13 protein-coding genes and 1 riboswitch are annotated in these 11,885 nt (G+C 43.1%); of the genes, 8 read left to right on the forward strand and 5 right to left on the reverse strand.

Features of this window, described 5'->3' with window-relative positions; translation table 11 throughout:
* Window positions 1-204 precede the first annotated feature (204 nt).
* Both RV00_RS10755 and RV00_RS10760 read left to right on the forward strand, forming a co-directional pair.
* Window positions 205-1,728 (forward strand): AcpB/EbpR/MafR family transcriptional regulator, encoded by a 1,524-nt coding sequence (locus tag RV00_RS10755; protein WP_071862709.1) that lies wholly within the window; start codon window positions 205-207, stop codon window positions 1,726-1,728.
* 19 nt (window positions 1,729-1,747) lie between these two features.
* Window positions 1,748-2,041: a nucleotide pyrophosphohydrolase gene (locus RV00_RS10760; protein ID WP_071862615.1), complete on the forward strand. Its 294-nt coding sequence runs from the start codon at window positions 1,748-1,750 to the stop codon at window positions 2,039-2,041.
* A gap of 31 nt (window positions 2,042-2,072) precedes the next feature.
* Here the strand turns inward: RV00_RS10760 and gloA2 are convergent, their stop codons facing one another.
* A complete protein-coding gene (gloA2, locus tag RV00_RS10765; protein WP_071862616.1) occupies window positions 2,073-2,462 on the reverse strand; it encodes an SMU1112c/YaeR family gloxylase I-like metalloprotein in 390 nt (129 codons plus the stop codon).
* A gap of 75 nt (window positions 2,463-2,537) precedes the next feature.
* Window positions 2,538-2,627, forward strand: a riboswitch (TPP riboswitch).
* A 116-nt stretch (window positions 2,628-2,743) separates the two neighbouring features.
* On the opposite strand from gloA2, the gene thiW reads away from it, so the two are divergent.
* Genes thiW through thiD form a run of 4 tightly spaced genes read left to right on the forward strand, consistent with a single transcriptional unit; the run spans window position 2,744 to window position 5,515 of the window.
* Window positions 2,744-3,265 (forward strand): energy coupling factor transporter S component ThiW, encoded by a 522-nt coding sequence (thiW, locus tag RV00_RS10770; RefSeq protein WP_071862617.1) that lies wholly within the window; start codon window positions 2,744-2,746, stop codon window positions 3,263-3,265.
* Entirely contained in the window at window positions 3,262-4,080 is an 819-nt protein-coding gene (gene thiM, locus RV00_RS10775) for a hydroxyethylthiazole kinase (RefSeq protein WP_071862618.1), read from the forward strand. Before thiW ends, thiM begins: the two co-directional genes overlap by 4 nt.
* Window positions 4,071-4,700 (forward strand): thiamine phosphate synthase, encoded by a 630-nt coding sequence (gene thiE / locus RV00_RS10780; RefSeq protein ID WP_071862619.1) that lies wholly within the window; start codon window positions 4,071-4,073, stop codon window positions 4,698-4,700. Before thiM ends, thiE begins: the two co-directional genes overlap by 10 nt.
* The gene (gene thiD / locus RV00_RS10785) at window positions 4,697-5,515 is read left to right on the forward strand and encodes a bifunctional hydroxymethylpyrimidine kinase/phosphomethylpyrimidine kinase (protein WP_071862620.1); all 819 of its coding nucleotides are present in this window, start codon (window positions 4,697-4,699) and stop codon (window positions 5,513-5,515) included. The genes thiE and thiD overlap by 4 nt, the downstream gene beginning before the upstream one ends.
* Before the next feature lie 259 nt (window positions 5,516-5,774).
* On the opposite strand, the gene RV00_RS10790 is transcribed toward thiD, so the two are convergent.
* Window positions 5,775-6,131, reverse strand: a complete 357-nt coding sequence (locus RV00_RS10790; protein ID WP_084133293.1) for a winged helix-turn-helix transcriptional regulator — start codon at window positions 6,129-6,131, stop codon at window positions 5,775-5,777.
* 145 nt (window positions 6,132-6,276) lie between these two features.
* Here RV00_RS10790 and RV00_RS10795 point away from each other — a divergent pair, with 145 nt between their 5' ends.
* On the forward strand, window positions 6,277-7,485 hold the full coding sequence (locus RV00_RS10795) for an MFS transporter (RefSeq protein ID WP_071862621.1): 1,209 nt from the start codon (window positions 6,277-6,279) through the stop codon (window positions 7,483-7,485).
* Between the two features lie 15 nt (window positions 7,486-7,500).
* Here the strand turns inward: RV00_RS10795 and RV00_RS10800 are convergent, their stop codons facing one another.
* Together RV00_RS10800 and RV00_RS10805 are read right to left on the reverse strand one after the other, a co-directional pair.
* Window positions 7,501-8,871, reverse strand: a complete 1,371-nt coding sequence (locus RV00_RS10800; RefSeq protein ID WP_071862622.1) for an MFS transporter — start codon at window positions 8,869-8,871, stop codon at window positions 7,501-7,503.
* Between the two features lie 285 nt (window positions 8,872-9,156).
* A complete protein-coding gene (locus RV00_RS10805) occupies window positions 9,157-9,948 on the reverse strand; it encodes a TraX family protein (protein WP_071862623.1) in 792 nt (263 codons plus the stop codon).
* A gap of 387 nt (window positions 9,949-10,335) precedes the next feature.
* On the opposite strand from RV00_RS10805, the gene RV00_RS10810 reads away from it, so the two are divergent.
* Window positions 10,336-10,758 carry a RidA family protein gene (locus RV00_RS10810; RefSeq protein WP_071862624.1) on the forward strand — a complete coding sequence of 141 codons (423 nt, stop codon included), beginning with the start codon at window positions 10,336-10,338 and terminating at the stop codon, window positions 10,756-10,758.
* A gap of 45 nt (window positions 10,759-10,803) precedes the next feature.
* Here RV00_RS10810 and RV00_RS10815 read toward each other — a convergent pair whose 3' ends face one another.
* Complete coding sequence (locus tag RV00_RS10815; protein WP_071862625.1) at window positions 10,804-11,811, reverse strand: YeiH family protein; 1,008 nt, start codon at window positions 11,809-11,811, stop codon at window positions 10,804-10,806.
* Window positions 11,812-11,885: the final 74 nt, after the last annotated feature.

The raw sequence follows: 11,885 nt of genomic DNA on the forward strand, positions 1-11,885 counted from the left end.
CCAAGTATTCAAGTCTTTTTTTGAATAAGGCGATGAAAGCAAAATGAGAAAGTGATACGGGTTGTAAGTTCTTTTCTTTTTCCGTAGAGGTATTTTTCGGGCTAAATCTATCTTGTAAAAAGGCGGGTACTTTATTTTCTGAGATGAGTTGTTTGGAGAGAGATGAGGTTTGGCAGGGGCGTTCTTTAAAAGGGGAGAATGATCGTGGACTTTCGTACAATTTTAGGAACAAGTAATAAGCGTCGATTAGCGTTGTTGGAGCAGCTGTATTATCGAAGAGATGGTTGGTCGAGTGATCAATTGTTAAGTGAACTGAATTGTTCATTACCAATTTTATTAAATGATATTGAACTAATTAATGGAGAAAATCCGAATTTTCAAATCATTAAAACGAAAGGACTCTACCGTTTGATCGTGGATAAGACGGTTAGCTTGGGTAATTTATACGCAAATATCTTAAATACTTGTCCGGAATTTCAGATCATCGAAGAATTGTTATATGAAGAGTGTGAGAACATCACCGCCTTAGCAAAGAAGCTGTATCTTAGTTCTTCTAATACGCAGCGCTATTTGAAAAAGATCGAGAAGGTCTTGACGCAGGCTGGGATGGAATTATGCTATCGGCCATTACGAATCGAAGGGAATGAAGCTGAGATTCGTAATTTTTATTATCGTTTTTATAGCGAGCGTCAAAGCGCTTTTGAAAGTACCTTGCCGAAATTACCAACGAAGCACTATTACATCATTGAACAATATGTCCAAGATTTTGTGGAGGCGAATCAGATCCACGAAAAATATATTTTCAAAAAACGTGTCATCTATAATATGTACATCAGCTTTTGGCGGATAAAGAGCGGGCACGATTATCCTGAAGACGAGCTGCGGACGGAAGGGCTGATCATGCCTTTAGGCGTCTCTTATAAAAGACTAAAGCAAGCCGTTCGCGATGGTGTGAATCTAGAGTTAACCCCGATGATGCTGCGAGATACGCTGTGGCTAACGTATTCTGACTCGATTGTTTTCAGTATTCCTCATCGGGAGATCGCCATGACGGATAATCCGAAGTATCAAAAATTATTTATGGAGCATTATGAGCTAGTCGAGGAATTCAATCAAATGCTGGGTCATCGTTTAACCAAGCAAGCGCGAATTGATTTGACGACGGTGCTGTGCAATGATTTTTATTTCTGCAATCCTGAAGGTAAATATATCGGACTGCTTTGGCGCAATCGAACCTCTTTTCTAAAGGAAGTTTCCCGCGTATATCGTCGCGGAGTAGAAAAAATCAGAGATTTAGTCGAGCGTTTCGTAGATAAGTATCAGATGTTCCAAGATGAGGATTATATCCGGAACTATATTTATTTATTAGTTACGACAGAGGTCAAGAGCTTAGATTGGTTAGCCAGTCAGGATCATTTGCTAAAAGTTTTATTATTATCAGATTTAACTCCGACTGAGGAAACCTTTCTGACAAGACAAATTCAAGTTTCGGTGTACGGGAATTTTTCCATTCATCATTTTGAAAAGTTAGTCGGCGGCTCTTTACAGCTGCAAGAGGAATTAAAAAAATACGATTGTCTGATTACCACGGGCTCTGCTGAAGGTCTGCCAAAGGATTACCCGGTAGTAGTGATCGATCCTTTTTTGACGGTTCAAAGTACTCGCTGGATTCAAGAGATGGTTAGTGAGCTGGCGGAAAAGCGCAGTCTTGTTTCTGTGGTAGAATAGGAGCGAAAGAAGGTTGACTATGAACAGTATGGAAAAAATCAATCAATTTCGTGACGAACGAAACTGGCGTCCCTTTCATAATGAAAAGGATCTGGCGCTGTCGATTACACTAGAAGCGGCGGAGCTTTTAGAGCTTTTTCAATGGAAGGACTCGGAAGAAGCACGAACGCAAACCGAACGCTTGAAGGAAGAGCTAGCGGATGTTTTGATCTATTCGTATATGATGGCAGATAATTTGGACTTCGATATCGATGAGATCATCAGTGAAAAATTAAAGAAAAATGCCATCAAGTATCCTGTTGATGAAGCATAGAAAAAGCGGCAGAGCAAATTCTGCCGCTTTTTTATTCGTGTAGTTCTAACGGCAAACCATCGGGATCGAAAAAGAACGTCATCCGGTCACCAGTAAAGGCATCTTTGCGTAAAGGTTCGCAGTCCACCCCTTGTTCCTTTAAGTAGGCGACTGTCGCTTCGATGTCTTCTGTTTTAAAAGCGAGATGACGCAAACCGGCCGCTTCAGGAAAACTGGGACGTTGAGGCGGGTTATTTGCAGCAAAAATTTCTAATTCAGCATCATTTAGCTGCAAATCCAATTTATAATCCTCTCGTTCTGGACGATAATTTTCACGAATGATGGGCAGACCTAAGATATCGACATAAAAGTTACGAGCCTTCTGATAATCAGAAACAATGATCGCCACATGATGAATGGCGGAAAAATTTGGTTTTGGCATAAAAGTTGCCCTCCTTTTTCCTAAGTATAAGCTAGTTGGAATAAAAAAAGTATGTTATACTTCAAACAAATTGAAGAGAAACATTTGGGGTGCTATTTAGCTGAGATTATACCCACTGAACCTGATGCAGTTAAGACTGTCGAAGGGAAATGTAGCTAGTGATGAATTGTACCCGACCAGTTTTTTTTGTGGTTGGGTTTTTCTATTTTTACAATGACTTTCTAGCAGCAAGAGTGGAACGACCAGCCCCAAATATCTCTTGAGGAAAAGGGGCTGTTTGCATGGAAAAAGATCGTATCCATAAGTTGACCTTGTTGGCGTTGATGATTGCTTTAGACGTAGTGTTGTCTCCGTTAATGAGGATTGAAGGGATGGCGCCGATGTCGAGCGTCATGAATATTATTGCCGGAGTATTGCTGGGTCCTTTTTACGGTACCATGATGGCTTTGGTTTGTGCGTTGATTCGTATGACGATGTTGGGGATTCCACCGTTAGCTTTAACGGGGGCAGTCTTCGGGGCTTTTTTTGCAGGGCTGTTCTACAAGTTTGGCAGAAAGCTCGTCTGGTCGATGGTAGGTGAAATTTTTGGGACGGGAATCTTAGGCTCATTGCTGTCTTATCCGGTGATGGTTTGGTTTACTGGCAGTCAGCAGGAATTATATTGGCTGATTTATACGCCGCGTTTTATCGGCGCGACCTTGATTGGTTCCGCTATCGCCTTTGTTGTTTTGGTGAAGCTGAAAGAAACAAAAATATTCAAGCGCTGGCAGCGATTGTTTTTTGAAGGGAGAAGGTTTGAATGAAAACGGTTGAGATAAGTGCGAGCATGCCTTTGGCAAATGCGCCCTTGGTTCATTGTATTACGAATGAGGTGACTTGCGAAACAGTGGCCAATGCTTTGCTGTACGTGGGGGCTAAACCCATCATGGCTTCAGACGAGCGGGAGTTTGCGGAGCTGTTTCAGCAGACCGACAGCTTGCTGTTGAATATTGGTCATTTGTCAAAAACACGGGAAAAAAGTTTAGTGGCGGCTGCTGAATTGGCTAAAGAGCTGAAAAAGCCAACCGTCGTGGATTTAGTCGGCTATGGTGTCAGTGCGGTCCGGAATCAAGTTGGCCGTTTGCTGGTAGCGGCGGAGCCCACTGTGGTAAAGGGAAATATTTCTGAGCTGCGGAATTTTTGCGGGTTACCGAGTCAGGCTCGTGGGGTGGACGGTAGTCCGTTGGATCAAAGTGAAGCGGCGCTGGAGGAATTAACGCTTGCTTTACAAAAATTGACGGTGGACTATCCACGAACGATTTTCTTAGCCACGGGCAGTCAAGACCTGGTGGTGGATCAAAAGAATAGCTGGCGTTTGCAAAATGGCGTACCGGAGTTGGATCGTTTTACTGGCACCGGTGATGTGGTGGGCGCATTGATCGCGGCCTTGCTAGGCAGTGGAGTGGTTGGAGCAGCAGCGGTAGTGAGTGCCGTCAGTTATTTCAACTGTTGCGGTGAAGCGGCTAAAAATCAGCGAGGCTTAGCAAATTTTCGGCAAGAGACATTGAATCAATTGACTTTGTTGATGGAAACAGAGTGGACAAAAGGTGTGAAAGGATGGCAACGCTCATGGATTTAACGTTGTATTTAGTGACGGACCACTATCAGTTTAACGACAAGAAATTTTTAAGTATCATCGAGGAAGCTTGTCAAAACGGCGTAACCTTGGTGCAATTGCGAGAAAAAGAATTATTAAGCGGCGCTTTTTATGAATTGGCGCGAAAAGTCAAGGCAGTGACGGATTGTTATCAAGTTCCATTGATCATCAATGATCGGGTGGATATTTGTTTGGCAGTGGATGCAGCCGGTGTCCACATTGGCGATGACGAAATGCCGGTGAACGTGGTTCGGTCTTTGATCGGTTCAGAGAAACTATTAGGGGTGTCCGCTAAGACGGTCGCCCGCGGCTTGGAAGCACAGCAGGCAGGGGCCGACTATTTAGGAATCGGCGCGATTTTTCCCACGACGACAAAAGAGACGAGCTTGACTTCGCTAGAAACATTGCAAGCAATCAATCAAGCTGTCGCAATCCCTAGCGTGGCGATTGGCGGGATCAAGGAAGATAAACTCCTTCAATTTAAGGGAACAGGCATTGCAGGTGTTTCAATTGTCAGTGAGATCATGTTAGCGGAAAATGTCGCAGCGAAGGTTCGTTCACTGAAACAAAAAATGATTGATGTACTGGAGGTCCAAGCATGATTAATTCAACACCACAAGTCGTCACTATCGCCGGCTCAGATTCAGGCGGCGGAGCGGGCATTCAAGCCGATTTAAAAACCTTTCAAGCGCGAAAGGCGTTTGGCATGAGTATCATCGTAGCTTTGACGGCGCAAAACACTTACGGTGTGCAGGACAGCTTGGCTATTCCTAGCGCCTTCATCGAAGAGCAATTTGATTCGCTAGCGGCGGATTTTACGATTGGAGCGGCAAAGACGGGGATGTTGGCCGACGTGGAACGGGTCGAAACGGTCGTGAAAAAATTAAAGCAGGTCGATTTTGGCCCACTGATCGTTGATCCAGTAATGGTGGCAAAAGGCGGACACCATCTATTACAAACCGAGGCGGTCCAGACGATCAATCAAAAATTATTGCCATTAGCTACCGTCGTGACACCTAATTTGCCAGAAGCAGAGGTGATCATTGGTGAACGGATCGTAACGGATCAAGAAATGATCACGGCAGCTAAAAAACTGCAAGCCTTAGGGACGAAAAATGTGATCGTCAAAGGCGGTCATAGTCACAATAGCAACGCGGCCGATTTCGTGTTACTAGCCGATGGTGAGGCCTTCTGGATGAGCACACCTCGTGTTGAAACGGCAAATACTCATGGTACCGGCGATACTTTTTCTGCTTGTATCGCGGCTGAGTTGGCAAAAGGGACGGACTTGAAGAAAGCGATCATTATTGGCAAGCAATTTATTCAAGCGGCGATCAGCCAGCCGATTTATGTGGGGCATGGACATGGACCGACGAATCATTGGGCTGAAGTAGCAGACGATGTTTCTATCACGTGAAAAAGCTAGTTTGTGAAGTTGAACATGGATATACTTGTTGTAAAGCGATTTATTCATGTAAAAAATTTATCCTTTCTTTCCGCGGCAGATAAAAGAAGGAGCTGGGACATTAATTTGTCTCAGCTCCTATTTCCGTATAAACGGTGTGACAGAAGTAGCTTCTTCGGAAATAAGCCGAAATTTCACAAAAATTTGAGGAGCAATTTTCGGAAATTCCTTCTTATTTCTTGAAGCTGAACACTTCTGTCCCAACCTCTTTTTAGTTTGCTTTCTCTAAGCAAACTGGGTGACCTTGTTCTTGTAGATGAGCGACGTGCTGTTCGCCCCAGCTACACAGGTTGTCCAAAATGTCAGATAAACTGCGGCCGTATTCACTTAAAGAATATTCGACCTTCGGCGGGACTTGTTGATAAACTTTGCGGTCGATGATGTTGTCCGCTTCTAATTCTCGCAGCTGAGAAGTTAGCATTTTTTGACTGATGCCGGAGATTCCTCGTTTCAAATCACCAGGGCGCATCGGTCCATGCCGAAGATTACATAGAATGATCGGTTTCCATTTTCCGCCGATGACAGCCATCGTGGCTTCGACACCGATCATATAAGCGCGATTTTCCAAATTTTTTTGCTCCTTTAAAGCTTGATCTGATCCAAAAGTTACTAAAAGGTATCTATGGTACAAAAAAGTGGGTACTTACCAAAAGATCTTCCACAGTATATAGTATCTTCTCGTAGCTTACAAATACTTGCTTTGGAGGAAGAAAATGGAAAAGAAACTATCACCTAATTTAACGTTATTTGCTTTAGCGATCAATGCCTTTGCGATTGGATCGACTGAATTTATCAGTGTCGGCCTGCTGCCACTGCTGGTCAAAAGTTTTCACGTCACGTTGGCTCAAGCGGGCCTGACGGTCTCACTCTATGCGTTAGGCGTTACGATCGGTGCGCCGCTTTTGACTGTCTTAACAGGAAAATGGAATCGACGCAACTTGATGCTAGGTATTATGCTACTGTTTATCAGTGGGAATCTGTTAGCGGCCTTTGCGCCGACTTTTCTGATTTTATTAGTTGGTCGGATTTTAGCGGCGCTCGCTCATGGCATCTTTATGTCGGTCTCTACAGTGATCGCGGCGGATGTCGTGGAACCCTCACGGCGAGCAAGTGCGATTGCCATTATGTTTACTGGTTTGACAGTTGCAACAGTGACCGGAGTACCGCTAGGAACTTTTATCGGTCAACAAACGACTTGGAAAATGTCCTTCATTTTTATCGCAGTCGTTGGTTTAATTGGATTGATCGCCAGCAGCTTTTTAGTTCCTCGTAATTTGCCAATACCAGGAAAAGTTGACTTAAAGGGCTTTGTAAGAATCTTTATGAACAAACCATTGGTCATGTCCTTTTTAATCACGGCATTTGGTTATGGTGGGACTTTTGCAGCGTATACTTATTTATCGCCAATTTTAGCAGGATTTGGTTTTTCTGCTAGTGCGGTGGTCATTATTTTGATCGTTTACGGCATCATGGTGGCGATTGGAAATACAATTGGTGGACACTTTGCCAATGCTCAACCGTTGGCTTCATTGATGAAGATGTTTGGTTTATTGTTAGTTGCGCTCGTCTTTTTATTTGTGACCGTTTTGCTTGGAAACACTATTTTAGGATTGTCGGCTGCGCTGTTGTTAGGTCTATTTGCATTCATGAATGTCCCTGGCTTGCAGCTGTATGTTGTAGAGCTAGCCGAAAAATATGTCCCACAAGATATTACTTTGGCCTCAGCCTTGAACATCGCAGCTTTTAATATCGGAATTACTTTAGGTTCAACGATTGGCGCTCAAGTCACAGGTAAAATAGGACTTGCCTACACACCGATTTTTGGTGCAATGATCGTTTTATTAGCAATTCTTTTGATCGTGCAAATGAGAAAAAGTGAATCAGTTGAATCAATTGATTCCATGAGCGAATGTGAAGAATAAAAAAAGAACCAGCCATCAAGCGATGGTTGGTTCTTTGCGGAAATGAATCCAACAAGCAATCAAAACGATCACTAGCAGTGCGAGTAGAAAGAGCAGCGAGAGTTGCGAGCCGGTAACAGTGGCGGCAATAAAATTCGACTGAGATTGCTGTGCTAGATTAATGATAGTCGCGACGATCGCGGTGGCAACTGCACCAGAGAACTGTTGTAACGTATTAAAAAGAGTATTGCCGTCGCCGTAATCAGCTTCTGGCAATAGATTCATGCCGGTCGTCATCAGGTTGCTGTAAGCAAAGCCGATTCCGATCATATAAAAGACATGGCCTGCTACGAACCCTAATAAAATTGGTGCTCGTAATAATACGGTCAAAGCGATCCAGCCGATCGTCGCTATGCTTAGGCCCAATAGGATTGGTTTTTTTGAGCCGAAGGTATCTAGGATGCGGCCAGAGATCGGTGCTAGGATGGCACCGACAGCAGCACCCGGCATCATAACTAAACCAGCAACAAAAGCGTCTTTGCCTAGAACGATCTGGATGAAGTTTGGTAGAACGAAGGAAATTCCTAAAAGTAAAAACTGACACACGAGAAAACCGCATAAAAACAAAACGAAGACGTTGTTTTTCAGAACAGTAATGCGGACCAATGGATTTTTTCCGCGAGTCGCTTGCCGATAAAAAATCACGAGACCTAAGATTCCAACTGCTAATGATACGAGACTCAGCCAGCTGCCTAGTTGGTTTAAGAACATTAATAGTCCACTAAATAGAAGGGCCACGCCTAACAGACTGACGATATCCAGTCCGCCGGATTTTTTGACCGGCATTTCAGGGATCGCATATAAGCCGATAATTAACGACAGAGCCAAGACGGGGAGTAAAAATAAAAAGATCGAATGCCAAGACATACTAGCGGTCATGATTCCGCCGTAAGTTGGGCCGATTGCTGGCGCAATGGAGGTCGTCAAGGTTCCAACCCCCATCATCGTTCCCCGTTTATGCATCGGTGTAAAGTTCAAAATAATATGGAACATCAACGGTAGCGCGATTCCGGTGCTGACACCTTGTAACAGGCGTCCGGCTAACAAGATACTAAAGGAAGGCGACCATAAATCCGTCACCAAACCGGCAATAAAAAAGAGATTAGCGACTAAAAATAATTTTCGAATCGAATAACTTTTCAACAAGTAATTTGAAAAAGGTACCATGATAGAGATTACTAAGAGGTAAATCGTCGTGACCCACTGCACCATTCCAGTGGAGATCCCAAATTGTGTGATCAATGTTGGAAAGGTAACGTTCATGGCGGTTTCGATCAGGACACCAGCGAAGGACATGATCCCAGTGGCTAAGACAGCATACAACAAATGGATTTTCTTTTCTTTCATTTTATAACCTCACAGACTTTACTTGAATAATCGTATAAAAAAGCGAAGCGGAACTCGCAGCTACTTCAAAGTGGCGGACTCATTTTTCTAAAAAGCGAAAAATGAATGATCTTCAGCACGCATACGATTCCACTAAACTTGCTAAAGCAAGAAGTGGAACTGGCAAAAAGAGAGAGGTGGTTTCTAAATTAATAGAAACCGCCTCTCTCTCGACACGCGGAGCGTGTTATCTGTACGATTTATTCACAATCAGCATTGTACGGCTTTTTTGTTTGAAGGTCAAGCTTAGCGCTGGATCAAAAAGCTGATGACGGCGAATAACGCGATATGTGCGGGATAAAAAATGTAGAAGAAATTCCGCATGCTGCGACCCTTTTCTCCGTTGTAAAGGATGATAGGAATGGCTGAAAAAAGCATCATCCATTGGAAATTCAAAGTGAAGGCATGTTGTATGCCACCGCCAAAAACGAGCATGATTGCTGCGACTACTACTAATGCAGCTACTTGTAACAATTTCTTGCCGTGGAATAGATAGAACAAGACGGCTAGTAAAACAAATAAAATTCCACCCTCAGTCAGTAATAAAGTTGGCACCAGCAAAGTAAAGATTTGGAAGAAAACCGGTCCAATCTCTGACTCGAATAAGCTGCTAGATAATAAGGTCATTGCTAAGATACTTAGCAATGTTGGGACAAGGAACCAAATCAACCCTTTGAAAAAAGTTTTGCGTTGTTTGAAGTATTCGCACGCTTGCATATAAACAGTTCCTAAAAAAAGCGTTCCAAAAATATTATTCATAATAATAGCATCACCAGTCATTAGGTAGCGGTTGATAATTTGGCCAATGATTCCCATGATCCAATAGCCCACCAACAAACGGAACATATATTTTTTTCGATTGCTTGTATGAATAAAGCCCTCGGAACTTTCAAAAAGGAAAATCGGTGCTGCGATTCGTCCGATCCAGTGAAACCACATCGGAACTCCTAGAAATAGGAAAAATTCTGCTAGATGATCGATCACCATCGTTATGACCCCAACTACTTTTAACTGGAAACCAGTTAATCCTTGATTCATTAAAAAAACTCCTTTCTCTCTAGTTCAAAGATACCGAAAAAATTTGAGGCTCACCATGTATCTAACGAACAATCAGCTTACAAAAATGAGAGAAAGACAATGATTAAATGTCAGAAAATTCTTTAAACTTATTGACAAACACAGCAACCTCCGTTATGATTACAATCATAAATTAATTTGATTGCCATTTAAATTTAATTTTAAGAAGGAGAATTTCTATGAACGCGACGACTGCTTGGCAAATGATTATTATTAGGCTTAGGACTTGAGACTTGTTTTGAAAAAAACGGTTTGAAGTCCTGTTTGACATTTGTTAAGTGGGATTCTCCAGCATCTCACTGATAAAGGTGGGGTGCTTTTTTGATTTCAAAAAAAGGAGTGGGAAAAATGGAAAACAATGTAACGAAACTGGATTTTCAAGAGGTAGCACCTGTTTACACCGTCGAAACAAATGAGGCGCCGCAGGCAATTGGTCCCTATGTGCAAGGAAAAGTCGTCAATGGTTTCTTATATGCCTCAGGCCAGATTGCCTTGGACCCAGTCACTGGAGAATTAGTCGGGGAAACGATCCAAGAGCAAACAAAACAGGTGCTGCAAAATGTGGGTGGCATTTTGCGGGCAGTCGATCTAGATTATGATCAAGTTATCAAAACGACTTGTTTTTTGAATGATATCGGTGAATTTGTCGAGTTTAATCAAGTCTATGAAAGTTTTTTTATTAATGAAAAGCCTAGTCGTTCTTGTGTAGAGGTGGCCCGCTTGCCTAAGGATGCATTGGTGGAAGTTGAAATTGTCGCGGTGGTAAAATAAAAAAAGAAGGACGTATACCCACCAGTTGGTTGGCACACGTCCTTTTTAAATGTGTAAAAGAAAAATCAACGCGACTGCGGCGATGGTTTGCAGCGAACCGACAGATAAACCATAAATCAAAAAGCGTGGGCCTTCTTTCAAAAATTTTCGGAAATCTAAACGCAGGCCAATGGCAGCTAAGGCGATCGTTTCAAACCATGAGCTGATAAAATGCGCTCCTTGATTAAAGAAGGCAGGTAAAGGCAGGAAGCTATTCACTACGCAGGCTAATAGAAAACCTAAGACATACCAAGGAATCGGAAATTTTTTCTTGGCATTTTTGGTAGTGACTAATTGATCGCGGCGCACCTTTTGCTCAAAGACGAATACTACAACGACGAGAAAAATGATTCGCGTGATCTTAAACAGCATCGAAAATTTGACCGTCTCGGCATTGACCAAGCTAGCGCCGGCGACAACTTGTCCGACGGATTGCAACGTGCCTCCTAATAAGGCACTTTTAGCGAACAACGCACCGCCGAATAAATGAATTCCTAAAAAGGGCAGCGTCAGCATCATAACAGTTCCCAGCAGATTCACCAACGTGATGATCTGTCCTTTTTGATTATCATCCGCTTCAATCGCTGGTGCAATCGCTCCAATGGCAGAAGAGCCGCAGACTGCGTTTCCGCCGGCCATCATCAAAGCCATTTTTTCATTAAAGCCGAGCTTGCGGCCTAGCAGATAAGCACCGACGATGACGATCGTCATGAGAAGCATGATAAAAATCAGCCCTTTGACCCCCATTTGACCAATCGTTTGGAAGGTCACTGTGAGGCCTAGTAAGACGACGGAGTATTCCAGCAATCGACTCTCGGAAAATTTTGTCCCATCCGCGAGACTTGCTTGTTTAAAAAAAGTGTTTCCTAAGAGAATCCCCAGCAAGATCGCCAGTGTCGCTGCACCAAGCTTTGGCAGTAGCAGCGCCAAGAGCTTGCCGCAGATCGCGACAGCAACCGACAAACTTAAGCCAGGAATGATTTTTTTAAATGACATTAAAATAGTGTTAGACATATGCAGGTTCCTTTCTATGGAATTTATTATAACCAACAACTTTGATTATTATAATTTATTGATATAATACCTTA

Origin of the sequence: Enterococcus devriesei, from assembly GCF_001885905.1 — a bacterium.
Classification (GTDB): Bacteria; Bacillota; Bacilli; order Lactobacillales; family Enterococcaceae; genus Enterococcus_A; species Enterococcus_A devriesei.